A 22,056-nucleotide genomic window follows, 5' to 3' on the forward strand; every position below is an offset into this window, starting at 1 on the left:
CATGAAACCACTCATCAGCCTTTCGGGCCTCACCAAGAGCTTCGGTGATGTCGAAGTGCTCAAGGGCATCGAAGCCGAGATCGGCGAGGGCGAATTTTTCTCGCTGCTCGGGCCATCAGGCTGCGGCAAGACCACGCTGCTGCGCATCATCGCGGGCTTCGAAACACCCAGCACCGGCGCGCTTCTGATCGACGGCCAAGATATGGCGGGGGTGCCTGCCAACAAGCGCCCCACCAACATGGTGTTCCAGTCCTACGCCGTGTTTCCACACCTTTCCGTGGCGCAAAACGTGGGCTTCGGGCTGCGGCGCTCTGGGCTGGCCCCAGCGGAGAAAGCCAAGAAGATCGAGGCCGCGCTGGAGATGGTCGGCCTCGGTGGCTACGGCGGCCGGGCGGCCCATGCGCTTTCGGGCGGGCAACGCCAACGGGTGGCGCTAGCCCGCGCCCTGATTCTCGAGCCCAAAGTGCTGCTGCTCGACGAGCCACTCTCTGCGCTCGACAAAAAGCTGCGCGAACAGATGCAAAGCGAGCTGCGCAGGCTCCAGCGGCAGGTGGGAATCACCTTCATCCTCGTGACCCACGATCAGGAAGAAGCTCTCATCATGTCCGATCGCATCGCCGTCATGTTCGACGGCCAGATCGCCCAACTCGCCCCGCCGCAGGAGCTTTACCGCCGCCCGGTCAACCGCCGGGTCGGGGATTTCATCGGAGTGATGAACTTCCTCCCCGCAGACGGGAAGCTGGAAGAGGGCCGCGATATTGTCGTTGATATCGCCGGTCTTGGGCGCACCGTCATCGAGCAGGATCAATGCCCCGCAGGTTTCGTCAACGGCTCCGGGGCCGTGGGCGTGCGGCCCGAGAGCCTTCAGGTGCTGTTCGAAGGTGAGCAGGCGCGGAGCGAAGTGGCCGAGGGCGAAGTGGCCGAGGTGATCTACTACGGCGACATGACCTATTACGAAATCGCCCTTCCCGGCGCACCAGAGCGGCTAACCGTTTCAATGAAAAACCGCGCCGGACGTCCGGTGCTGGAGCGCGGCACATCTGCGCGGCTGGAATGGGACGCTTCTTCGCTGATCTATTTTCCGCAATAACCGCAGTGGCTTACCCCCGCCAGCCGCGTTAGCCCTTCGCCAGCGGGTGGTGCTCCAGCACCAGCTCTTTCAACCGCTCTTCCAGCACATGGGTGTAAATTTCGGTCGTCGAGATATCGGCATGGCCGAGCAGCACCTGAATGGACCGCAGGTCCGCACCCCCGGCCAGCAAATGGGTGGCAAAGGCGTGGCGCAGGCGGTGCGGCGTGACCTTCGCAGGCGAAACTCCGGCCACCACGGCGATCTCCTTGATCAACGCGTAAAAGCGATGTCGGGTCAGATGGCCCTCTTTCGAGGTGGAAGGAAAAAGAAAGCGCGAGGGCACCACACCGCGCTCCTGCTTGGCCTGCTCCTGCGAGGTATCAAGCGCCTGCAGCCATGTCGAAAGGGCCGCGCGGGCAGGCGGCGAGAGGGGCACCATCCGCTCCTTGCCGCCCTTGCCGCGCACCAGCAACATCCTTGGGTCGCCGCGTGCGGCCTGGATGGGCAGAGAGACCAGCTCGCTCACGCGCATCCCGGTCGCATAGAGCAGCTGCATCAGGCAGGCGTTCCGCAGCCGGTCATCGCCGCGCCCGGTTTCCGGGGCCGCGGCGAGCAACCGTTCCACCTCCTCGGGTGAGAGCGTTTTGGGTAGCGCCTTGGAGCGGCCCGGCCCCTTGATCTGAAGCGCGGGGTTGTCGGCGCGCATGCCCTCTTCAAAGGCAAAGCGATACAGCTGCTTGATGGCCGAAAGCCTGCGCGCCCGGGTGGATTTGGCCAGCCCCTGCGCCTCGCAATCTACGAGATAGTCCTCAATCACCGCCCTGTCGGCACTGGCCATCTGGCTGGCCTTCCGGTCGAGAAACTCGGCAAAATCAGTGAGATCGCGGCCATAAGCCAGCTGGGTGTTCTTGGCGGCATTCAGTTCGGCGGCTTGCGCTGCGAGGAAGGCGCTGATCCAGCGGTGTGCGGTGGCGTCCATTGGCCTCAGGCCTGCCGGTCGAGCAGCATCAGTTGCAACGCATAGCGGCGTGCGGTGTCCTCAAGGCTGACGCTGCGCAGGAAGGCGATGGCGGCGGTAACATCATCCAGATCGCCCTCAGCCCCATTCTCCAAGGTTTCCATCGCCAGCAGGATGGCCTCGCCAATCCGCCCGTCCGCGATGGGGCGGGAGAGGGCTTCGGGCAGGGCCGTGCTGGTAAAGCCCTCGGTGATCGCCTCGGCAAGGCTGTTTGGCGCCTCGGCGTCTTGCGGCAGCCCACGGGCGAGCGCGGAAAGATAGGCATCTGATGCGCCGGGCGGTGCGGGTTGGGTGAGCGCAAGTCGCTCGTAGCCATCGGTCAGCAGACCAATGCGGAAGGCCAGCACGGCGCTTTGGCCACTCAGCACCACATCCTCCAGCCGGGTGCCGAAGAGGCCAGCAAAAGGCAGTTCCAGATGAGCGCTCTCGGCCTGCGCCCATGCCCCGGGCAGCAGCTTGGCCACCGCATCCGCGTCACCATCGCTCAGCGCGCCATCAAGGCGCTGCATCACATCAACCCGGTCCCAAACCCCGCCCGAAGCCGCAGGCTGCCGCTCCGACCAGATTTCAAGCAGCCGCTCGGGCGCAAGGCTGCCGACCCGTGCAAGCCGCTCCGCAGCCCCGATCCGCGCCCGCCAACCAGCAGTTTCACGCAGATCGGCATGGGCAAAGGCAAGCGGCAGCTGAGCCGTTGGCACCGGCTCTCCGATGGCTTCGAGCATCCGGTAGATCAGCGGCGACGGGCGTTTGAACGCTGGCAAGGGCGCGGCGCCATCGGCCAGCTCCGGGTCCAGAAAGCGGGCCAGCAGGGCGTCTTCCTCTGCATCGAGGTGCCCAAGCGCCTTGGCCGTATCGAGGGTGAGCGCGGCTGTCTGCCAATCGCCCGTGCGGGCGAGGCAAAAGATGCGGGTCGAATAGCTGGGCGAAATGCCCGGCGTGGCCCGAAGCTGTTGGCAACCCGCATCCTCATGCCCCTGGAGCAAGGCCACATCGAAACTGCGCTGAAAGATTGCCGGAGCCTTCGAGCCTGTCCGCTTCAGCATCTCGGCAGCCTCATCCACCGCACCGCGGGCCAGAAGCGCATCAATACGGGCCTGAAACAACAGCCCCTCCGGCCCGGCCCCGATGGGCGGGTCAAGCTCGGTCAGCAGCAGCAGGCGGATCAGCTCCTGCTGGGCCGGAAGCTGCTCTATCGGCATCTCCGCAATCAGCCGGCGCAATCTGTCCAGCTCGGAATCGCCCCAGAGGTTGCCCGGAAATCCCGCCTCCCGGCGTCCGATCAGGCCAATCCCATCAGGCGATGGCGCACCAAGGGGCGAGACGGTGACCGTCTCGATCCCGGCCGAATTGGCCACTGGCGGCTCATTGGAAGGCGCAACTGCCACAACCGGCGTTGAAAGGCTGTCAGACAGCCAGTCGATGGAAGAAATCGGCGCGTCCTGAGCCATTGCTCCTGTACCGAGGCTTATCACCCCGACCGTTGCCCACCCGAACGCATGCGAAATTTTCATCGTCAATCCACGTCGAGCTCCACCGGCTCGCGCACCTCTTCCATCTCGGGGCTGAGATCGCCCAGATAGGCAAACCCTACCAGCCCGATGAAGGCAAGCACCAGTAGTACCACGATGAGTTTGAGAAATCGGACCATATGCCCTGCTGTCCTGCCCTTGTTATTTTGCCTCGCCCCCCGATGGTCACGATTATATATGGCAATCCGCCCGAGTTCACGCCATTGAGGGCGACAAATTTTTTTGACCGGCAGGAAGGTGCCAAGAGATTGGCGGAACGGCTGAAAAAGACAGTGGCCCTCGTGGGCATGATGGGCTCGGGCAAGACGGCGATTGGCACAGCACTGGCCAAGCGGTTGGGCGTGCCGTTTCTGGATAGCGATGAGGCTATCGTGCAGGCGGCGAACATGAGCATTGCCGAGATCTTCGAGCGCGATGGCGAGGCCTTCTTCCGGGCGCGGGAGGCGGAGGTGCTGTCGCGGCTGCTGGAGGGGCAGGTGGGTATCCTCTCGACTGGCGGTGGAGCCTATCTGTCGGCCGATAATCGCGAGGTGATTCACCGCAAAGGGGTGGCGCTCTGGCTGAAGGCCGATACCGATCTGCTGTGGAGCCGGGTCAAACACAAAACCACCCGTCCGCTCCTGCGCACCGCAAATCCGCGCGCCACGCTGGAGGAACTTATCGCCACGCGCGAGCCCGCCTACGCCAAGGCCGAGCTTACCGCGCAGGCCCGGGCAGAATACTCCATCGCCGATATGGTGGAGCAGGTCATCAAGGTTTTGGCCACGCGTGAAGATGTGCTCGCAACAGACTGAAAGCATGAGGGAAAGCCTATGACCACCACCGTGCCTGTCGCCCTGCCGGGCCGCGAATATGACGTGCGGATCGGCGAGGGGCTGATTGCCGGAGCGGGCAAGGAGATTGCGCCCTTGCTGGCCCGAAAGCGTGTGGCCGTGGTGACCGACAGCAATGTCGCGGAGGCGCATCTTGGCGCGTTGGAGGCCGGTCTGAAGGCCGAAGGCATCGAGCTTGTGTCGCTTGTGCTGCCTGCTGGCGAGGCAACCAAGAACTGGGAGCATCTGGGCAAGACCGTTGAGTGGCTCATCGCAGAGCGAGTCGAGCGGCGCGATGTCGTCGTGGCCCTTGGCGGGGGCGTCATCGGAGACCTCGCAGGCTTTGCCGCTGCGGTGCTGCGCCGGGGCGTGCGCTTCGTTCAGGTCCCAACCTCGCTGCTGGCGCAGGTCGATAGCTCGGTGGGCGGGAAAACCGGCATCAACTCGCCATTGGGCAAAAACCTCGTGGGGGCCTTCCACCAACCCAGCCTCGTGCTGGCCGACATTCTGGCGCTGGAAAGCCTCACCACGCGGGATTTTCTTGCAGGCTATGGCGAGGTGCAAAAATACGGGCTTCTCGGCGACGCCCGGTTCTTTGAATGGCTGGAGCAGAACGGCCCCGCCCTTGCCGCGGGCGACCGCGAGGCACGGGCCTATGCGGTGCGCCGCTCGGTAGAGATGAAGGCCGAGATCGTGCTGCGTGATGAGACAGAGCAGGGCGACCGTGCGCTGCTGAACCTCGGCCACACCTTCTGCCACGCGCTGGAGGCGGCCACCGGCTATGGCGACCGCTTGCTGCATGGCGAAGGCGTAGCGATTGGCTGCGCGCTGGCCTTCGAGCTCTCCGCTCGTCTGGGCCTATGCGCGCAGGAAGCCCCTAGCCGGGTAAGGGCGCATCTGGCGGCGATGGGGATGAAGAAGGATCTGGCCGATATCCCCAGCGATCTGCCCTCCGCCGAGGCGCTGCTGGAGCTGATGGGACAAGACAAGAAGGTGGTCGACGGCAAGCTGCGCTTCATCTTGGCGCGCGGGATCGGGGAGGCGTTTGTCACCTCCGATGTGCCGCGCGAGGCGGTGCTCGGGGTGCTGCGCGATCAGCTGGAGCGATAGCTTCCCTTGGGGAAACTTTGTTGACGACAGAGCTTACCTTTCGCGCTAGGCTCCCCTTGGAATGGGAGACATGCCGAGGCTCGGCACGGGCCTCGGTCATTTTGATCAAGTAGTTATTTTCAGGCCAGGGCTCCGCGAGGAGACCATGAGACCACTCCCGATCCTCAACTCAACCCCGCGGGGACGCTCGGCAGGGCGTATTCCGTGATGTAAAAAATAGGGGGCGTCATGCCAGATCCTACAAATTTCATCGGCCAATGTATTTCCTACCAGATCGACCCGGGACAATCAGCTGCCGACAATCCGGGCCCGGTGGCACCGATGCCGGGCCAAACCACAATGGCGGCGGTCAACGTGGGCGCTGACCCCCGCAACCTCGTCGGCGGAACGCCGTGGATGTTTACCTTTCTGAAGTATTGCGCAGGCGAGGTGACAACCTGTGCCCTCGCTGGTGGTGTGCTCACCGGGCCGATGTCTGGCTGCTATCTGTTTCGCTATCAATCGGCCGGCGGGGCCTCTGTGGCCCATGTCGGCACCGATAACACGCCGGAATCCGACGGCACGATCCGCGCCAAGGCGGTCTGGAGCGGCATGATGGGCGCTCATGGGGCCACCGCGATGGGCGAAGCGCCGACAAAGGTCATCCGGCAAGACGAGCAGATCCGCATCGCGCGGGAGAACCAAAACCAACTGCCCAAACTCTGCGGTTACTTTGAGGGCCACAATGCCTGGGCTGTTCTCTTCGTTCCGGCGGTGGCGGGTGTATCGGTGGTGCCCGGTGTCTTGAGGATCGCTGCGGTCAGGCCGATGCCGCTGCTCAACTGGTCCGCCGTCTCTGGCATGCGGGAATGGCGCTGACGCACGGATTGGTTTGAACGTAGAAGTGGGCGCGACCTTGTTTAAAGTCGCGCCCGAAGTCTTTGATCAGAAGGGAATTTCGTCGTCGATGTCACCGCCCGCCGGGGCGTTGCCGCCGCCGTAGCCACCGCCCGAGCTGCCGCCCCGGTCGTCATAGCCGCCACGGTCATCGTAGCCGCCACCCGAGGAGGAGCCGCCGCCGTAGCCGCCGCCACCCCCGCCGCCGCCTTCACCGCGCCCGTCGAGCATGGTGAGCGTGCCGTCGAAGCCTTGCAGCACAACCTCGGTGGAGTAGCGGTCTTGCCCGTTCTGGTCTTGCCATTTGCGGGTTTGCAGCTTGCCCTCGATATAAACTTTGGAGCCCTTTTTCAGGTACTGCTCGGCCACCCGCACGAGCCCTTCCTGAAAGATCGCGACCGAGTGCCACTCGGTGCGCTCACGGCGTTCGCCGGTGTTCTTGTCTTTCCAGTTCTCGGAGGTCGCGATGCGCAGGTTGCACACTTTGCCGCCGTTCTGAAACGTGCGTGTCTCGGGATCACGGCCCAGATTGCCGATCAGGATAACCTTGTTGACAGAACCGGCCATGCTGCCGCCCTCCCCATATCTTGTGGTTCGAATCTTTCGCTGACGCTACACCACCAGAACGTGGTTAAAAACCAGTTTACGCCGCCCCAGAGCCTCTAACGGAGTTGTGCGGAATTGCGGGGTGGCAGCGAGAGCGATTATCGCTAGAATACAGGTTGCAAGGGGGCCCTCGGGGCCTGCAAGAAACGGGGCCGAGGGGCATGAAGCGAGCGATAGCGGCGGTGGTGTGCGTATGCATGGCCACGCCAGTGGTGGGCGAGAGCGTCTCTTCCAAATCACGCAAAAAGCTGTTTCTGAACCAGACCAAGCTGCTCGACAGCCGGGCGGCCAGCCAATACGCCGCCTCGGTGCGCTTGCAGCCGCCAACGGTGAACACCCCGTCGAAGAACGACACCGGACCGCGCTTTACCGGCTCCTACCGGGGCGTCTACCTGCCCATGGCCAAGGCCGCCGCGGCCAAACATGGGGTGCCGGAAGATCTGTTCCTGCGGCTGATCCAGCAGGAGAGCGGCTGGAAACCCAAGGCCAAGAGCCACAAGGGCGCAATCGGGCTGGCGCAGCTTATGCCCTTCACGGCCAAGAAGATGGGCGTGGACCCGCACGATCCGAAGCAAAACCTCGAAGGTGGCGCCAAATATCTGAAGCTCATGTACAATCGCTACAAGAGCTGGCGGCTCGCACTGGCGGCCTACAATGCCGGCCCCGGCGCGGTAGACAAATACGGCGGCGTGCCGCCCTACCGTGAAACCAAGAACTACGTGAAGGTCATCTGGGGCTCCTGAGCCGACCGTGATGCGCAAGTGGTTGATCCCTCTCGTTATTGTCGTGCTCCTTATCGGGGCAGGGAGCATCGCGTGGACGGTCTATCGCGGCGTGACCGGGCTGGTTGGTGTGTTCACCGAGGTGGACGATCCGGTGATCGAGATGCATGCGGCGATGAACGCCAACAGCGACGAAGAAGCCTATGGGTTTCTGGCGCAAGACTTGCAGCAGACCGTCTCTGCCGAAGAGTTCGAGCGCGAGTTTCGGGCCCAGCGGATCTGGGGCGATGCTGGCGAGTTCTCCTTCAGCAGTCGGAACATCGCGGGCAAGGTTGCGCGGATCAAGGGCAGCTACACCCGGGCTGACGGCTCGGTGCTGCCGGTTTTCGTGCAACTGGTGAAAGAGCGGGAGGCGTGGAAAATCGCACGCTTCCACTTTGGCGCACCGCCTCCGGGGCAGGAGGAATGGGAGATTTGACGCGCCAAGGCGCAGAAAATTTTTCCAGTATTATCAGATAGATTGGCCGATTTTAGCCGAAGGCACCCGGTGCCATCGGTCATTTATCGCTAAGCGGGTCTGACCCATCTGGCAGGTGGATGATCGCTCGACTACATGCCGGGAAGCACCTGCAAAGAGGTTTCCCATGGCCACACCGCCACCGCCCCGCTCCATGCCCGCTGATATGCGCGCAGAACTCTCAAAGCACGGCTTGCTTGCCCGCTACGGCGCCGCCCCGGCAGACCGGAGGATGAGCTACGTCAGCCGGATCGAAGCCGCCCGCGAGGGGCCGGAACGCAAGGCAAGGATAGAGCGGATGATTGAGGAGCTGAAGTGCGGTTAGGCGCTATTTATCAACCCCTTACAGTGCGGTCTTCACTCCGCCGCCATCTTGATCACCGGCTCCATCGAGGCAAATTCCTCTTCCGAGAGGTGGCATTTCACCTGATGTCCCGTCGCCATTTGGCGCATCGGCGGCACCTCTTTCTCGCAGAGACCGCCGGGCACCCGGCTCTTCCAGCCGCAACGGGTTTGGAAGGGGCAGCCGGGCGGCGGGTTCATGGCGGAGGGAATGTCGCCCTCCAGCACGATATGTTTCTTCGTCACGCTGGTGTCGGCAATCGGCACCGCCGAGAGCAGCGCCTCGGTGTAGGGGTGATAGGGCGGGGCGAAGACCTGATCCGTTGCCCCGATCTCGACCACATGGCCGAGATACATCACCATCACCCGGTCAGAGAGGTAGCGCACGATCGAGAGGTCGTGGCTGATGAACAGGAGCGTTGTCTTCTCTTCGCGTTGAATTTCCATTAACAGGTCGGTCACGGCGGCCTGCACGGAGACGTCCAGCGCCGAAACCGGCTCATCCGCAACCACGATTTTTGCTCCGCCCGCAAAGGCCCGGGCGATGCCAACCCGTTGCTTTTGCCCGCCTGAAAGCTGGCGCGGCATACGGTCGGCAAAGGCGCGGGGGAGTTTGACCAGATCGAGCAGCTCCAGCATGCGCTGCTCGCGCTCCTTGTCGTTGTTGCCGATGCGGAAAATCTCCAGCGCACGAATGATCTGGCGGCCCACCGTCATCGAAGGGTTCAGCGTGTCGAAGGGGTTTTGAAACACCATCTGAACAGAGGACACGGTATCGGGGTTACGGGCCTCGATTGGGGTATCCTGAATGTCTTGGTTGAACAGCAGGATCTGCCCTTCGGTCGCCGTTTCCAGCCCCATCAGCACCTTGGCGAAGGTGGACTTGCCGCAGCCGGATTCGCCAACGATGGCAAGGGTTTCGCTTTCGCGGGCCTCGAAGCTGAGTGTCTCGTTGGCCTTGACCACGCGGGTATCACCGCCGCCGAAAAGCGCGCTGGAGGCGACCTCGTAATACTTCTTGAGGTTGTCCATTTTCAGCACCACATCGCCGGGCTCGTTCTTGACGTGGGTGACCCCGGCCTCGATGGGGGCGTTCCAGTCGATCTCCTCGAACCGCAGGCAGCGGGTGGCGTGGCGGTCGTCTCCCTGCACGTCGAACATGGGGATCTCTTGCCCGTCGCACCGGCCCTTCTCGAAGTAGTCGCAACGCGGGCCAAAATTGCAGCCCGGTGGGCGCTCGTGGGGCAGGGGGAAGTTGCCCGGAATGGCAACGAGGGGATGGGCGTTTTTGTCGGCTCCGGGGAGCGGGATGGAGCGAAAAAGCGCTTGTGTATAAGGGTGTTGCATCTTGTCGAACACATCGGCGATGGAGCCGCGTTCAACCGCCTCGCCGGAATACATCACGCAAAGGCGGTCGCAGGTTTCCAGCACCAGCCCGAGGTTGTGGGAGATGAACAGCATCGAGGTGCCGTATTTCTTGCCCAAGTCCTTCACCAGCTCGACCACGGCGGCCTCCACCGTCACGTCGAGCGCGGTTGTCGGCTCGTCTAGGATCAGGAGAGAAGGCTTTGACATCAAGGCCATAGCGATCACGATGCGCTGCTGTTGGCCGCCGGAAAGCTGGTGGGGGTAGCTCTTGAGCATGCGCTCCGGGTCGGGCAGCTTGACGTCTGTTACCACTTCCAACGCGCGGGCCCAGGCCTCTTTTTCAGAGACGCCTTCGTGGATCATCGGCACTTCCATGAGCTGTTTGCCGATCTTCATGGCGGGGTTGAGGGAGGCCATAGGCTCTTGATAAATCATGGCAATTTCCTTGCCGCGAATATCACGCAACCGCTCGTCGCTCATGGTGCCAAGGTCTTCGCCCTTGAACTTGATCGAGCCGCCAACCACGCGGCCATTCACCCCCAAGTCCTGCATCACACCGAGCGCCACGGTGCTCTTGCCGCAGCCGGATTCTCCAACCAAACCAAGCGCTTCGCCCGGCATGACCTTGGCCGAAAAGTCCATAACCGCCGGGATTTCGCGCAAGCGGGTGAAGAAGGAAATGGAGAGCTTGTCGATCTCAAGGATCGGGCCGTCATAGGTTTCTTCAGCCATGAGGGCCTCCGGCGTTAAGTGGTTTTGAGAACACAGGCACAAGTGATGCACATCCTATGCACAACCCATGCATAGGAGAATTCAGGGGGTCGGAAGGCGTTAACCGGGCGTACGCGGCGGGTTGACGGGGGTTATTCATCACCGCCTCCTTTGCCGCCCATGGCAATGCCCAGCGCAATGCCGACGCCCGCGCCGAGGCCAATGCCAACGGCGATGTTATCCAGCGCCGCGCCGAAGGCGGCTCCGATGGCGATGCCGATGGCAAGGCCGGCGGGGTTGAAGCCACGCATCCGCTCAATCCCTCAGGCTCTCTTCGCGCAGGCCGTCGGCCAGAAGGTTGAGGCCGAGGACGAGGCTCATCAGCGCCAGCGCCGGGGCGAGGGCCGGGTGGGGGTAGATCGACAGCAGTTTGCGGCCCGAGTTGATGGTTGTGCCCCAGTCCGGGCTATCAGGCGGCAGGCCGAGGCCGAAGAAGCCGAGGGTGCCGAGCAGGATGGTGGTGTAGCCGATGCGCAGGCAGAAATCGACGATCAGCGGGCCGCGGGCGTTGGGCAGGATCTCCCAGAGCATGATGTACCACGGGCCTTCGCCGCGGGTTTGCGCCGCCGCCACGTAATCCCGCGTTTTGATGTCGAGCGCGAGGCCCCGGACAATGCGGAACACGGTGGGCGAGTTCACGAAGACCACCGAGACGAAGACGACGAGGATGTTGCCCTCCATCGAGATCATGCCGAGGGGGTCTGCGTCCCACGCCACGCCAAGGTAGATGTAGCCGCCGATCACCACCGAGAGCCCGATGTAGAGCGCCCGTTTGGTCGGGTCGGTGAAGTAGCGCGAGTTGAACAGCACCACGAGGAAGAGGATCGGGAAGAGGAAGAGCACGCCGGCCATGTAGCGGGGCAGGCCGCTTGCCACGATTTCGGGGGTGACGAGCAGGTAGAAGAGCAGGATCACCGGGAAGGCGAGGATGAGGTTTGCGAGGAAGCTCAGGAAGGTATCGAGCTTGCCGCCGTAGTAGCCCGCAGGCAGGCCCAGGGTGATGCCGACCATGAAGGCGAAGATGGTGGCGAAGGGGGCGATCTTCATCACCTCCCATGCGCCTGCGACCATGCGCGAGAAGACATCGCGGGCGAGGTTGTCGCCGCCGAGCAGATACCACTCCAACCCGTCGGTGCCCTCGGGCGTGGGGGTGCCGGGGATCTTGTTCTTGAGGCCCGAGACGGCGGTGAGCGGGTCATGCGTGAGGATCATCTGGTGGAAGAGCGCAGTGAAGACCCAGAACAGCACGATCCCGAAGCCGATCATGCCAACCGTGCTGTCAAACAGCTTGCCGTAAAGCCCGAGGCGGCGCTTGAAGGTGTAGGACAGGGCAAACACCAGTGCCATGGCCACCCAGACCGGCAGGAGCCGCGCCGAGACATGGCCGATGATCCCTTTCGCCTCGCCGGGCAGGAGCATGCCCACCAGCAGGTATCCAACCACGCAGGCCAAAGCCACGAGCAGGGCACCCATGGTGACAAAACCGATGTAATCCATCGGTGTGCGGGTGCGCAGGGCCGTGCCATCGGATTGGATCACCAGCTCGCCGGATTTCATTCCGAAGAGACCGAGGAGGAATTGCAGCAGGAAGGCGATGACGAGCAGCGCTCCGGCGGTCAGGAAGACCGGGTTGAGAAAGGAGAGCGAGCCTGTCCAGGTAAGCGGGTCCATGTCTCTCTCCTCAGGAAATTCGGATGCGGGGGTTGAGGTAGACGTAGCCGATGTCGGAGATCAGCTGGGTGATCAGCACCACCAGCACCGAAACAACAGAGACGCCCAGCAGCAGGTTGATGTCGTTGTTGCCAGCGGCCTGCACCAGCGCCCAGCCGAAGCCCTTGTAGTTGAACAGGCTCTCGACGATCACCACGCCGTTCAGCAGCCATGGGAACTGGAGCATGATGACGGTGAAGGGGGCGATGAGGGCGTTGCGCAGGGCGTGCTTCATCACGATGTTGGGAAAGCTCACGCCCTTCAGCCGGGCGGTTCGGATGTATTGCGCGGTCATCACCTCGGCCATGGAGGCCCGCGTCATCCGGGCGATGTAGCCCATGCCATAGAGCGCGATGGTGAGCACTGGCAGAAAGAAGTTTTCGAAGTTGGCGCCGTCCATCGCGGAGGTGGCCGTGCCCTTGAACCACTTGAGCCCCACGGCGGAACTGGCGAAGACCGCGATCAGGATCACGCCAGAAACATATTCGGGCATCGCGGTGGTGGCGATGGAAACGGTGGAGAGCGTGCGGTCGGTCCGCGAGCCTTCGCGCATCCCGGCAAGCACGCCAATCAGCAGGGCGCAGGGCACCATCAGCACCATGACCCAGAACATCAGCTTGGCGGTCAGCCCCAGCCGAACGCCGATGATGCTGGCCACAGAGTCGCGGAACACTGTGCTCTCGCCCCAGTAGCCTTGAAGGATGCCACAAAAGCCAGGGGCCTCGGCGGGGGTTTCGGCAAGGTCGGTGCAGCGCCCGGCAACCACATCGCCTGCCTCGTCCTCGCGGGTCCAGCCGGGCACCACGCCGAGCCATTCGCCGTAGCGCACCACCATCGGCTGCCCGAAGCCGTTGTTTTCGAGCCAGTTGCCGACCTCTTCATCGGTCATCCTGCTGTTGCCCTGAAACTTGGCCAGCTTCTCGAGATTGCTGTCGAGATTGGTCAGGTAGAAGACGATGAAGCTGAGGCAGAGCGCTGTGATCAGCATCGTCCCGATGCGTCGGGCGAGGAATAGTCCCATGGGTCGTCCCTGTCTGGCCGCGCGGGTTTTTGGATTGTCGTGAGAGGCGCGGTCTGGATGGGTGGGCAGGGCCTATGGTGGCCCCGCCCGGTCTTGGATGCGGCCGATCAGGCCTGTTCGATCCACCACTTGTCGTGGTGCATTTCGAAGGTCGGGTGCATCTCGGTGCCGTGGACCGTTGATTTGTGGTGGCGGAAGAGCGAGCGCCAGTACGGCTGGATGACAACGCCTTCGTCGACCATGATGGCTTCGATCTTGGCCATTACCTCGGAGCGTTTGTCGGCATCGGCGATCGACATGGCCTCGGCCAGCAGAGTATCGAACTCGGCGTTGGAGAACGCCGTTTCGTTCCAGGCCACGCCGGACTTGTAGGCCAGCCCGAGGATCTGCACGCCGAGCGGGCGCATGTTCCACTCGGTGGCCGACCAGGGGTAGGCCAGCCAGTCGTTCCAGAAGGTGGAGCCGGGCAGGATGGTGCGCTTGACGTTGATGCCCGCGTCGCGGCACTGGGCGGCGACCGCGTCACAGGTGGCCGACTGCCATTCATCGTCGATCGAGATCAGTTCGAACTCGGTGTCGGCATGGCCTGCGCCTTCCAGCAGCTTCATCGCCTCGGAGGCATCCGGCGCCGGGGTTTCGATCTCGGCGTATTCCGGGTGGATCGGGCAGACGTGGAAGTTTTCGGCCACGGTGCCGAGGCCGGAGTAACCCAGTTCGAGCACGACCGCGTTGTCGGTTGCCCGTTGCAGCGCCTTGCGCACATCGACGTTGTCATAGGGCGCATTGGACTGGTTGAAGCGCACGCAAACCGTGGCGGCGGTGACGGCCTCGGACTTGGTGAAGCCGATCCCATCAAGCACCTCGATGAACTCGCCGGTGGACTGATAGGTCATATCCACCTCATCGGCGTCCATCGCGGCCATCCATGAGGCCATGTCTGTGCCGAAGTCGATAAACTCGATCCGGTCGAGGTACACCTCGCCGCCCCACCAGTTGTGATCGGTGTTCTTCACGAGGGTCTGCTTGACGCCAACCTCGTTTTCTTCAGGCAGGAAGGGGCCGGTGCCGATCGGGGTCTCGGAGGGGTCGCCGCCATCGTAGCTCTGGTGGACAATCGCCGCCGGGTAGTCGGCCATCGAGGCGATGAGGGTGATGTCGGGGGCAGCGCAGGTCAGCTTGACGGTGTTGGCATCGACAACGGCAATCGCGCCTTCGCGGGCGGCGCCGGTCTCTTCGTCGATCAGCGAGGACATGCGGGAAGCCATCGAGTTGCCCTCGACGCCCTTCTCGCACCAGCGGTTGATGTTGAACACGACATCCTCGGCAGTGAAGGGATCGCCGTTGTTCCAGGTGGCGCCTTCACGCACCTTGAGCGTGTATTCGGTGGCGTCGTCGTTGACCTCCCAGCTTTCGACCAGCTGGCCTTCAAAGGTGCCGTCGTTGTTGTAACGCACGAGATACTCAAGCCAGCCGCGCGAGAAGTTGGCCATTTGCGACCAGTCGTAGTTGCGCGGATCTTTCAGGGCCTTGGTTTCCATCTGCACGCGCAGGGTGCCGCCCATCTGCGGCTCCATGCCGTGGCTCTCGGCGCTGGCGGGCTCGGCGCCGATCAGGCTGTAGGCCCCGGCGGCGGTGACGCCCAGCGCGGTGGCGCGGGTCAGAAATTCGCGGCGGTCGAGTTTGCCTTCGAGGTGCTCGGCGGCATACATCCGCGCGGCGCTGTGGACCGCTTCGGTGGTTTTGGTGGGGTGCGTCATCTTGTTCTCCCTGTGACACATGGCGTGGGGGCACCTTGGCGGCGCCTTGTGCTTTGTTGTCGGAGAATGCGCGGTGGCCGTGTTGGCACGGCAGCGCGAAAGCATCCAAGCCCGCAGGCAGCATCCCCCTGATGACGCCATGAGGCCTGACTGGCCTGCCTGCGTCAACGTCGCTTTCCGCCATAGGATGTAACAAATACGACATAGGTGCGAGCCAAAAACGACATGCACGACGGAATACACCAAAAACCGTCATACCCGGGTGGATGGGCGACATTTCAAAGGCTTGGCTGCGCTGGTTCGGCGGCGGTGCGCCCGCGTGGCGGAGGGCCTCAGCCGCGCCGGGTGGTGCGAAAATCGGTAGGGGTCTGCCCGGTGCGCTCGTGGAAGACGCGGGAGAAGTAGGCCGAAGAGCGATAGCCCAGCATCTCGGCCACCCGGCGCACGGGCATTTCGGTTTCCACCAGCAGGCGGCGGGCCTCGTAGCCCAGCCGGTCTGCGAGGATGGCCGAAGCGGGGCGCCCACAGCTTTGCCGACAGGCCCGCGAGAGGTGGGTGGGGGTGACGCCGAGGGTTTCGGCATAGTCCGACACCGACTGCCCGGTATAGAGCCCGCGCTCGACCGCATCGGTGTAGCGCCGCGCAAGGCGGCGGGCGGCGGTGTCGGCGGCGGCATCCTGGCTGCCGGCGTGCTGACGCTCGATCCAGACAGAGAGCAGCCCGCCGTGATGTGTCAGGGCCTTGTCACGCGCCGGGCGGTCGCCGTCGATCTCGCGCTGCATGTTTTCCAGGATGGTGGTCACCTCGCCCTGAGAGAGCGCATCGCGCACGCGCAGGTGGCAGGGGGCCTCGGGCAGGGTGATCTCGGCGTTCTCGTGAAAGAAGATCGCGGTGCCATAGGCCTGCGCCGTCACCTCGAAGCCAAACATGGTGCGCGCTGGAATGAAGACAGCGTTATGCGCCCCGTAGCCGCGCGTCAGCCCGGCAACGGTGATCCGGCCCTGACCGCGTGTGAACCAGAGCATCAGCGGCGTTCGGTAGCTGCGCATCGCCTCGGTGCGCCACTTGCCGCCGGTGGACAGCCGCGCCAGCGGCACCAGTTCGATCGGCGCTTTGGGCAGCGCTGGCGTGAGAGGCCCGGTCACGGGGCGGGAGGTGGAACGCGGAAGCATGGCGGCAGCAGGTTTCCCGGTGGCAGAACAGAACAATGGCCGCACTGTGGCAGGTTGGCGGCAAGCAGATGGCAGGATGATTGCCGCGCACCGCGGTGCGGATCAAGGGGCATGTTGGATTAGTGCAAATCGGCCGGCTTGGGCGGTTCTGTTGCGGTTTCGGGCGCAATCCACGGGGCGAGGGCGATATCTGGCGGGGCGCTGCGCCGGTGCCACCAGATCGGGTGGCTAGAGCGCTGCCGCTGAGACGGAATCCCACGTTTTCATCCGGGCGCGAAACCAGCTTCTTTGCCGTTTTGCGTAGCGCCGTGTTGAAATTTTGGCACGTTCGGCGGCGTCGGGGAGGCTGAGTTCGCCCCTGAGATGGGCAATCAACTCAGGTGCGCCGATGGCTTTGGCCGAGGGCAGGGTGGGCGACCAGCCGGGGAGATTCGCCTGCGCCTCCTCCAGCGCACCGGCTTTCAGCATCGTCTCGAAGCGGGTTTCGATGCGCGGGGTGAGCCACTCTTTCGGGGCGTCGATCAGGAAGGGCTGGGCCTTGGCAAGCGGCAGGCGCGGCGGCGGCGTTTCGTCCTGCCAGCGCCAGAGCGGCTTGCCGGTGGATTGCAGCACCTCCCATGCGCGCTGCACGCGGGCCCGGTTGGCGGTGTCGATCCGCGCCAATTGCGCCTCATCCAGCGCAGCGCGCAACTCGGGCAGGGGCAGGGCATCACCCTTGGCGCGCACCTCGGCGGGTGTTTCGGGGATTTCGGCCAGCCCTTCGGTGAGCGCGGTAAAGTAAAGGCCGGTGCCCCCCACGATGATCGGGCGGGCCTCGCCAGCCAGCAGGGGGGCGACATCGCGCAGCCAATGCCCCACGGAATAGGCCAGATCGCCGGGCACATGGCCATAAAGCGCATGGGGCGCGGCGGCCTCCTCCTCGGGCGAGGGGCGTGCGGTGAGCACGCGCCAGTTGGTAAAAACCTGCAAGGCATCGGCGTTTACAACAACGCCGCCGGAGCGGGCGGCGATTTCAAGCGCGAGCGCCGATTTGCCCGAGGCTGTGGGCCCGGCGATGAGCACCGGGCGCTCCGCGTCGAGCGATTTCCAGTCGATCATGCCGCTTGCCGATTTCCGCCGTTGAACCTGCTGCCAAATTCCGACATTTTGCGCGCCAGATGCAAGTGGCCCCGAGGAGAGCGTGATGATGGATGCAGGCACAGACGGGGCGAAGACGACGTATCGGCGGGTTTTGCTAAAAATTTCGGGTGAGGCGCTGATGGGCGATCAGGGCTTTGGCCTGCATCCGCCCACGGTGGAGCGGATCGCCCGCGAGGTGAAGAGCGTGCATGATCTCGGCGTCGAGATCTGCATGGTGATCGGCGGCGGCAACATCTTTCGCGGGCTTGCGGGCGCCGCGCAGGGGATGGAGCGCACCACGGCCGACTACATGGGCATGCTGGCCACGGTGATGAACGCGCTGGCGATGCAGGGCGCGATGGAAGAGCTGGGCGTGCACACCCGGGTTATCAGCGCGATCCCGATGGATCAGGTCTGCGAGCCCTACATCCGCCGCCGCGCCGTGCGCCACCTCGAAAAGAAGCGCGTCTGCATCTTTGCCGCGGGCACCGGCAACCCCTATTTCACCACCGATACGGCCGCGACGCTGCGCGCCAACGAGATGGCCTGCGAGGCGATCTTCAAGGGCACCAAGGTGGACGGGGTCTATGACATGGACCCGATGAAGCACGCCGAGGCCAAGCGCTACGACAAGGTGAGCTACGATGAGGTGCTGATGAAGAACCTCAAGGTGATGGATGCCAGTGCCATTGCGCTGGCGCGTGACAACAACCTGCCGATCATCGTGTTTTCGCTCGATGAGCCGGGCGGGTTCACCTCGATCCTCGCGGGCGAGGGCACATGCACGGTGGTGAAGGGCTGAGGCTGGCGAGTGGAACTTTCTCGTGAGGAATTCGAGGCGCTGAACGCGCTGACGAGCGCGGGAAAGGACGTGGAGCTTGCCGCCCGGATGAGGGCCTATCGGCCCTAGTGGCTGGCTGACAAGAGCGACGCAGAACTGGTGCGCGAGGTGCGCACGGCCCGGATGGCGGCGAATGATCTGGGCCTCACGGATGCCAGGATGCGCGCGCGGTTCATCATGATTCACGTGCTGATCGTGCCGCGCTTCTGGACGCACCCGGAAGCAGCGCAGCTTCTTGCCCGCCCCGGCGGCACGCCGGAGGTGGGCTTCGGTGACATTTGCGCCACGGTAAAGGCGGCACTTCGTCAGGCCGGACGGGTGGACGAGGCGTGGTGGTAGGCGTTGGTGAAGGAGTAGCGGTATGGCATTGGGCACAGCAACGGGATCGAGTTTCTTCGGCCACTGCTACGATGTGTTCGTGAACGGCCAGTATCTCTTTAACACCTGCGGTCTGCCGCCGCCTCCGCCGGTCCCGCTGCCGGAAACCCCCGATCTTGGCGGGACCGGGGTGGGGACGGGCACCGGCACCGGCACCGGTGCGGAGGTTGAGGACAAGAGCACCGCAGACACCGCGACCGACACCTGCACGGCAGGCTGCCCGAACTGCCCGCCGCAGGCTGGGGTGCCTAAACCGTTTGCGGTCAACGGGAAACTGACTGGGTTGAAGGGGGCTGCGTATCAGTTTCGGGTGAATACGATGTATGGGATTGCAGGGCAATTCCCCTACACTGGCGGCACGATCGTGGAATGGGTCTAGGCTGCTATCCGTTGGGATGGATTCATTCCGGGCATGTGCCACTTGATCGAGTCGAAGGCCGACCATTCGAGCTGGTTCATCGAGAATTGGGGGCCCGGTGGGCGCCCAGAACCCAAATCGCTTTTCCACAAAGATGTTCTACTGGCCAAAATTCACAAAGAAGCCACCGAGCAAGCCGGTGCCGTTGGTGGGTTGCCACAGGTTCGTTTGACTTGGCACTTCAGTGAAATGGTCTTCAAGATTTACTTTATGGAGTGGCTTCTTGCCAATGGGCTCGCGCTAACAATAAACACCGTTCATTTTCCGTAGGGATAGGCTGCACATGTCTTTCGATGCCACCGCCGACTATGTTCCCGACAACCCGAGTTTCGAAGAGGGCATTGGACAATACCTTGGGCTCCTTGAGGACCTTGGTCGCACAAAACGCCTGGATAACGGCTGGTTTGTGGGAACCCCGGCCGACGAACATGATCTTTCCGGGTTCGACCCCTTGGAAGACGGTCAAACAACCTACGAGCATTTCCTCGCGCGTTACAAATCCTCAGGCTACGAGGGTCAGCCGCCCAAGATGCCTCCGGATGCCTTTGCAGATGAGCCGGGCCCCTATCTGGAACGGTGCTACTCGGTGCAGTACAAATGGAGCGTTCCGGAGTGGAACCGCGCAAACGTGCCGCCGAGCCTTCCGGCGGCGAAACCGCTCTGTGAAGCACGGGTGGCGTTTCCGCTCCCCCACCCGAAATGGGGCATGGAACCCGGCCCGCTGATCGAGGTGGTGAAGGCGCTTGTGGCCTTCCGGGCCGCCCAGCATGTGGCGCTCTATTTCTGGAGCTACAGGACAGAGCATTGGCCGGTGGATATCACACGCCGCGCCATCGGCTGGATCGGCTGGGTGCCCTTTCCGCTCACCCAGCGCGATGTGCCCGAGGCGGCGCGGGTGGAGGCACTGGGGCGGGGGTCGCTGATCGTGACCAACGAGGCGTATTGGACCCCGCATGAGAACCCCGAGGCGCTGGCCCGCGCTCAGGCGGTGGACCGGCGGTTGAACCTGCTCGGGGTGCTGCCCACCGCCGACGATCTGGCACGCGGGGATTGGGGGCAGTAACCGCGCGCTGTTTGGCAGAGTCAACTGCTCGGCGCCGGGGCCGGGCAAGAGCGCTACGGACGGGCGATGGCAGCGCGCGCCGCAACGACCCGAGGCCGTGTTAGTTGCCTTCAAGCATTGCGAGGCCGGGTGCCTGCGCCCCAAGCGCCTCCACCAGCGCCGCCCAGCCCGACTCATCGCCGCTCAGCCGGGCGTGCAGGAAGGCGGCGATGGCGCGTTGCACCAGCGCGAGCAGGTCCGGGTCTTCATGGCCGGTTTCCTTGGCATCATATCCGGCGATCCCGCCAAGCCCGTGCTCGGCCCCGTGAAGGCTCAGCAGGTGCTGCACGCCCGGACCATCTTCGAAAGCCGCCCGATACCACTCCGGCCCGAGCTTCGTCATGAAGGGGTTCACATCCGCATCGCCGATGATGGCAAGCGTGGTCGTGGTGAGGTGGGTGTAGTCCGGGTTGAGCTCAGGGAAGTTCTCCCGCACGAAGTCGCTCAACGCGTCGCCGCCCCGGCCCGGCGGGGCCAGCAGCACGCCTGCCGCGATCCGGGGTTCGATCACGCTGACGTCGGTATCTTCCGCGACCTGCGGGTTTGTCAGCCGCGCGCCCAGCAGCAGCCCCGCCGTTTGCGCGCCCAGCGAATGGCCGACGGCTGCAATCTGACCGTGGTCAAGCCGGCCCTTCAGAAGCGGCGTCGCACGCTCGATCTCGTCCAGCCGGTCGATGACATGGGTCATCTCCTGCACCCGCATCCGCCAGAAAAGCGGGGCGCCGGGCTGGTCGTGGGGCAGGCCGCCGACCTTGGAACTGGCGTGGGTGGGCTGGATCACCGCAAAGCCCTGACCGGCAAGAAAAGAGGCCAGAGGCGCGTAGCCATCCTTTGACGAAAGGTAAAGCGACGGCCCGGCTCCGTGCGACAGGAGGACGACAGGCAGGCCCGTGCCCTCCACCGGCGCGGTGATCCGCAGGTCCAGCGGCTGGGGCCGAAACGGGGCGTCGAGGGTAACGGGGTTGATGGAGACGGTTTGGACGGGGTTGCGCATCGGCAGCGCGCGCGCCTTGTCGAGAAGGGTGTTCATTGGTGATTTTCCGGCTGTTCAGGTGAGGAGGGATCGGCTATCCGATGTGAAGTGGAACCATGTTCCGACTCGATATATGGAGCGTTGTTCCGGTTGTGTCAATAACCGGACCGGCGTTCCGCTTGTGTGCAGCCGAGAAGGAGACAGACCGGCATGACCGAGGCAGAGCCCCCCAAGGCCACCCCCAAGGCCACCCCCAAGGCCTCCGCGCGCGCCCTGCGGGCCGATGCCGCGCGCAACGAGGATGCCGTGCTGCAGGCGGCCAAGGAAGTGTTCCTGCGCTTGGGCGTGGACGCCCCGGTGCGCGAGGTGGCTGGCGCGGCCGGCGTGGGGGTGGGCACGCTCTACCGGCGATTTCCCAAGCGCTCCGACCTGATCAAGGCCGTGTTTCGTCGCGAGATCGACGCCTGCGCCGACGCGGCGCGGGAGCTGGAGGAAACGCGCGCGCCCGGTGATGCGCTGGCCGACTGGCTGATGCGCTACGCCGGGTTCATGGGCACCAAGAAAGGGCTGGCCGCCGCGCTCCACTCCGGCGACGAGGCCTATGCCGAGCTGCCCGGCTATTTCCGCCAGCGCTTTGAGCCTGCGCTGGCCCGGCTGCTGGAGCAGGCCGGCGCGGCGGGGGTGCTGCGCAGCGACATCGCCGCCTATGACCTGCTGCGGGCCATCGGCAACCTCTCCATGTCGGCGGGCGAGGGCGGGGAGGCGCATGTGCGCGAGATGGTGTCGCTGATCATCGGCGGGCTGCTACGGCCATGAGCGGCA

At 64.0% G+C, this 22,056-nt stretch carries 25 protein-coding genes; 13 read left to right on the forward strand and 12 right to left on the reverse strand.

The features are described from left to right. Position 1 precedes the first annotated feature (1 nt). Positions 2-1,090 (forward strand): ABC transporter ATP-binding protein, encoded by a 1,089-nt coding sequence (locus FHY55_RS10485; protein ID WP_140014140.1) that lies wholly within the window; start codon positions 2-4, stop codon positions 1,088-1,090. A gap of 28 nt (positions 1,091-1,118) precedes the next feature. On the opposite strand, the gene FHY55_RS10490 is transcribed toward FHY55_RS10485, so the two are convergent. The 3 genes from FHY55_RS10490 to FHY55_RS20885 all read right to left on the reverse strand — a co-directional run bounded on the left by FHY55_RS10490 (position 1,119) and on the right by FHY55_RS20885 (position 3,738). Next, complete coding sequence (locus FHY55_RS10490; RefSeq protein ID WP_140014141.1) at positions 1,119-2,051, reverse strand: tyrosine recombinase; 933 nt, start codon at positions 2,049-2,051, stop codon at positions 1,119-1,121. Between the two features lie 5 nt (positions 2,052-2,056). Further along, complete coding sequence (locus FHY55_RS10495) at positions 2,057-3,538, reverse strand: hypothetical protein (RefSeq protein WP_140014142.1); 1,482 nt, start codon at positions 3,536-3,538, stop codon at positions 2,057-2,059. A 65-nt stretch (positions 3,539-3,603) separates the two neighbouring features. After that, positions 3,604-3,738, reverse strand: a complete 135-nt coding sequence (locus FHY55_RS20885) for a hypothetical protein (protein WP_256377559.1) — start codon at positions 3,736-3,738, stop codon at positions 3,604-3,606. A gap of 129 nt (positions 3,739-3,867) precedes the next feature. Here FHY55_RS20885 and FHY55_RS10500 point away from each other — a divergent pair, with 129 nt between their 5' ends. The 3 genes from FHY55_RS10500 to FHY55_RS10510 all read left to right on the forward strand — a co-directional run bounded on the left by FHY55_RS10500 (position 3,868) and on the right by FHY55_RS10510 (position 6,399). Next, positions 3,868-4,413 carry a shikimate kinase gene (locus FHY55_RS10500; RefSeq protein WP_254695286.1) on the forward strand — a complete coding sequence of 182 codons (546 nt, stop codon included), beginning with the start codon at positions 3,868-3,870 and terminating at the stop codon, positions 4,411-4,413. A gap of 18 nt (positions 4,414-4,431) precedes the next feature. Continuing rightward, the gene (aroB, locus tag FHY55_RS10505) at positions 4,432-5,541 is read left to right on the forward strand and encodes a 3-dehydroquinate synthase (protein WP_140014144.1); all 1,110 of its coding nucleotides are present in this window, start codon (positions 4,432-4,434) and stop codon (positions 5,539-5,541) included. Between the two features lie 228 nt (positions 5,542-5,769). Then, the gene (locus tag FHY55_RS10510) at positions 5,770-6,399 is read left to right on the forward strand and encodes a hypothetical protein (RefSeq protein WP_140014145.1); all 630 of its coding nucleotides are present in this window, start codon (positions 5,770-5,772) and stop codon (positions 6,397-6,399) included. Between the two features lie 66 nt (positions 6,400-6,465). Here FHY55_RS10510 and ssb read toward each other — a convergent pair whose 3' ends face one another. Then, positions 6,466-6,984 carry a single-stranded DNA-binding protein gene (ssb, locus tag FHY55_RS10515; protein WP_140014146.1) on the reverse strand — a complete coding sequence of 173 codons (519 nt, stop codon included), beginning with the start codon at positions 6,982-6,984 and terminating at the stop codon, positions 6,466-6,468. A gap of 236 nt (positions 6,985-7,220) precedes the next feature. Here ssb and FHY55_RS10520 point away from each other — a divergent pair, with 236 nt between their 5' ends. The 3 genes from FHY55_RS10520 to FHY55_RS10530 all read left to right on the forward strand — a co-directional run bounded on the left by FHY55_RS10520 (position 7,221) and on the right by FHY55_RS10530 (position 8,587). Next, on the forward strand, positions 7,221-7,766 hold the full coding sequence (locus FHY55_RS10520; protein WP_168222973.1) for a lytic transglycosylase domain-containing protein: 546 nt from the start codon (positions 7,221-7,223) through the stop codon (positions 7,764-7,766). Between the two features lie 10 nt (positions 7,767-7,776). Next, entirely contained in the window at positions 7,777-8,223 is a 447-nt protein-coding gene (locus FHY55_RS10525) for a hypothetical protein (RefSeq protein ID WP_140014148.1), read from the forward strand. Positions 8,224-8,389: 166 nt separating this feature from the next. Beyond that, on the forward strand, positions 8,390-8,587 hold the full coding sequence (locus tag FHY55_RS10530) for a YdeI/OmpD-associated family protein (RefSeq protein WP_140014149.1): 198 nt from the start codon (positions 8,390-8,392) through the stop codon (positions 8,585-8,587). A gap of 32 nt (positions 8,588-8,619) precedes the next feature. On the opposite strand, the gene FHY55_RS10535 is transcribed toward FHY55_RS10530, so the two are convergent. The 7 genes from FHY55_RS10535 to miaA all read right to left on the reverse strand — a co-directional run bounded on the left by FHY55_RS10535 (position 8,620) and on the right by miaA (position 17,501). After that, on the reverse strand, positions 8,620-10,704 hold the full coding sequence (locus tag FHY55_RS10535; protein WP_140014150.1) for an ABC transporter ATP-binding protein: 2,085 nt from the start codon (positions 10,702-10,704) through the stop codon (positions 8,620-8,622). Positions 10,705-10,835: 131 nt separating this feature from the next. After that, the gene (locus FHY55_RS20500) at positions 10,836-10,994 is read right to left on the reverse strand and encodes a hypothetical protein (protein ID WP_168222974.1); all 159 of its coding nucleotides are present in this window, start codon (positions 10,992-10,994) and stop codon (positions 10,836-10,838) included. 4 nt (positions 10,995-10,998) lie between these two features. Continuing rightward, positions 10,999-12,414, reverse strand: coding sequence for an ABC transporter permease (locus tag FHY55_RS10540; protein WP_140014151.1), 1,416 nt, complete (start codon positions 12,412-12,414; stop codon positions 10,999-11,001). Between the two features lie 10 nt (positions 12,415-12,424). Next, the gene (locus tag FHY55_RS10545; RefSeq protein ID WP_140014152.1) at positions 12,425-13,474 is read right to left on the reverse strand and encodes an ABC transporter permease; all 1,050 of its coding nucleotides are present in this window, start codon (positions 13,472-13,474) and stop codon (positions 12,425-12,427) included. A 107-nt stretch (positions 13,475-13,581) separates the two neighbouring features. Next, positions 13,582-15,231 carry an ABC transporter substrate-binding protein gene (locus FHY55_RS10550; RefSeq protein WP_140014153.1) on the reverse strand — a complete coding sequence of 550 codons (1,650 nt, stop codon included), beginning with the start codon at positions 15,229-15,231 and terminating at the stop codon, positions 13,582-13,584. Between the two features lie 332 nt (positions 15,232-15,563). Continuing rightward, positions 15,564-16,376 carry a helix-turn-helix transcriptional regulator gene (locus FHY55_RS10555; protein ID WP_254695287.1) on the reverse strand — a complete coding sequence of 271 codons (813 nt, stop codon included), beginning with the start codon at positions 16,374-16,376 and terminating at the stop codon, positions 15,564-15,566. Between the two features lie 255 nt (positions 16,377-16,631). Next, entirely contained in the window at positions 16,632-17,501 is an 870-nt protein-coding gene (gene miaA, locus FHY55_RS10560) for a tRNA (adenosine(37)-N6)-dimethylallyltransferase MiaA (RefSeq protein ID WP_140014155.1), read from the reverse strand. A gap of 85 nt (positions 17,502-17,586) precedes the next feature. Between miaA and pyrH the strand changes: the two genes are divergently transcribed. The 5 genes from pyrH (at position 17,587) to FHY55_RS10585 (ending at position 20,222) form a co-directional block, all read left to right on the forward strand. Continuing rightward, positions 17,587-18,324, forward strand: a complete 738-nt coding sequence (gene pyrH, locus FHY55_RS10565) for a UMP kinase (RefSeq protein ID WP_140014156.1) — start codon at positions 17,587-17,589, stop codon at positions 18,322-18,324. Between the two features lie 138 nt (positions 18,325-18,462). Then, a complete protein-coding gene (locus tag FHY55_RS10570) occupies positions 18,463-18,702 on the forward strand; it encodes a hypothetical protein (RefSeq protein ID WP_140014157.1) in 240 nt (79 codons plus the stop codon). 22 nt (positions 18,703-18,724) lie between these two features. Then, positions 18,725-19,120 (forward strand): hypothetical protein, encoded by a 396-nt coding sequence (locus FHY55_RS10575; protein ID WP_140014158.1) that lies wholly within the window; start codon positions 18,725-18,727, stop codon positions 19,118-19,120. A gap of 42 nt (positions 19,121-19,162) precedes the next feature. After that, positions 19,163-19,429, forward strand: coding sequence for a hypothetical protein (locus tag FHY55_RS10580; protein ID WP_168222975.1), 267 nt, complete (start codon positions 19,163-19,165; stop codon positions 19,427-19,429). 13 nt (positions 19,430-19,442) lie between these two features. Continuing rightward, positions 19,443-20,222 (forward strand): Imm52 family immunity protein, encoded by a 780-nt coding sequence (locus FHY55_RS10585; RefSeq protein ID WP_140014160.1) that lies wholly within the window; start codon positions 19,443-19,445, stop codon positions 20,220-20,222. Positions 20,223-20,322: 100 nt separating this feature from the next. Here the strand turns inward: FHY55_RS10585 and FHY55_RS10590 are convergent, their stop codons facing one another. Further along, entirely contained in the window at positions 20,323-21,291 is a 969-nt protein-coding gene (locus tag FHY55_RS10590; RefSeq protein WP_140014161.1) for a chlorophyllase, read from the reverse strand. Positions 21,292-21,444: 153 nt separating this feature from the next. On the opposite strand from FHY55_RS10590, the gene FHY55_RS10595 reads away from it, so the two are divergent. Beyond that, positions 21,445-22,050, forward strand: coding sequence for a TetR/AcrR family transcriptional regulator (locus FHY55_RS10595; RefSeq protein WP_140014162.1), 606 nt, complete (start codon positions 21,445-21,447; stop codon positions 22,048-22,050). The last annotated feature ends 6 nt before the right edge of the window (positions 22,051-22,056 follow it).

Source organism: Oceanicola sp. D3, from assembly GCF_006351965.1.
GTDB lineage: Bacteria > Pseudomonadota > Alphaproteobacteria > Rhodobacterales > Rhodobacteraceae > Vannielia.

Bases quoted from the DNA above. Each gene is read 5' to 3' on its own strand.
- FHY55_RS10485 (WP_140014140.1), top strand. From the start codon at position 2: ATGAAACCACTCATCAGCCTTTCGGGCCTCACCAAGAGCTTCGGTGAT.
- FHY55_RS10490 (WP_140014141.1), bottom strand. From the start codon at position 2,051: ATGGACGCCACCGCACACCGCTGGATCAGCGCCTTCCTCGCAGCGCAA.
- FHY55_RS10495 (WP_140014142.1), bottom strand. From the start codon at position 3,538: ATGGCTCAGGACGCGCCGATTTCTTCCATCGACTGGCTGTCTGACAGC.
- FHY55_RS20885 (WP_256377559.1), bottom strand. From the start codon at position 3,738: ATGGTCCGATTTCTCAAACTCATCGTGGTACTACTGGTGCTTGCCTTC.
- aroB (WP_140014144.1), top strand. From the start codon at position 4,432: ATGACCACCACCGTGCCTGTCGCCCTGCCGGGCCGCGAATATGACGTG.
- FHY55_RS10510 (WP_140014145.1), top strand. From the start codon at position 5,770: ATGCCAGATCCTACAAATTTCATCGGCCAATGTATTTCCTACCAGATC.
- ssb (WP_140014146.1), bottom strand. From the start codon at position 6,984: ATGGCCGGTTCTGTCAACAAGGTTATCCTGATCGGCAATCTGGGCCGT.
- FHY55_RS10520 (WP_168222973.1), top strand. From the start codon at position 7,221: ATGGCCACGCCAGTGGTGGGCGAGAGCGTCTCTTCCAAATCACGCAAA.
- FHY55_RS10525 (WP_140014148.1), top strand. From the start codon at position 7,777: ATGCGCAAGTGGTTGATCCCTCTCGTTATTGTCGTGCTCCTTATCGGG.
- FHY55_RS10530 (WP_140014149.1), top strand. From the start codon at position 8,390: ATGGCCACACCGCCACCGCCCCGCTCCATGCCCGCTGATATGCGCGCA.
- FHY55_RS10535 (WP_140014150.1), bottom strand. From the start codon at position 10,704: ATGGCTGAAGAAACCTATGACGGCCCGATCCTTGAGATCGACAAGCTC.
- FHY55_RS20500 (WP_168222974.1), bottom strand. From the start codon at position 10,994: ATGCGTGGCTTCAACCCCGCCGGCCTTGCCATCGGCATCGCCATCGGA.
- FHY55_RS10540 (WP_140014151.1), bottom strand. From the start codon at position 12,414: ATGGACCCGCTTACCTGGACAGGCTCGCTCTCCTTTCTCAACCCGGTC.
- FHY55_RS10545 (WP_140014152.1), bottom strand. From the start codon at position 13,474: ATGGGACTATTCCTCGCCCGACGCATCGGGACGATGCTGATCACAGCG.
- FHY55_RS10550 (WP_140014153.1), bottom strand. From the start codon at position 15,231: ATGACGCACCCCACCAAAACCACCGAAGCGGTCCACAGCGCCGCGCGG.
- miaA (WP_140014155.1), bottom strand. From the start codon at position 17,501: ATGATCGACTGGAAATCGCTCGACGCGGAGCGCCCGGTGCTCATCGCC.
- pyrH (WP_140014156.1), top strand. From the start codon at position 17,587: ATGATGGATGCAGGCACAGACGGGGCGAAGACGACGTATCGGCGGGTT.
- FHY55_RS10575 (WP_140014158.1), top strand. From the start codon at position 18,725: ATGGCATTGGGCACAGCAACGGGATCGAGTTTCTTCGGCCACTGCTAC.
- FHY55_RS10585 (WP_140014160.1), top strand. From the start codon at position 19,443: ATGTCTTTCGATGCCACCGCCGACTATGTTCCCGACAACCCGAGTTTC.
- FHY55_RS10590 (WP_140014161.1), bottom strand. From the start codon at position 21,291: ATGAACACCCTTCTCGACAAGGCGCGCGCGCTGCCGATGCGCAACCCC.
- FHY55_RS10595 (WP_140014162.1), top strand. From the start codon at position 21,445: ATGACCGAGGCAGAGCCCCCCAAGGCCACCCCCAAGGCCACCCCCAAG.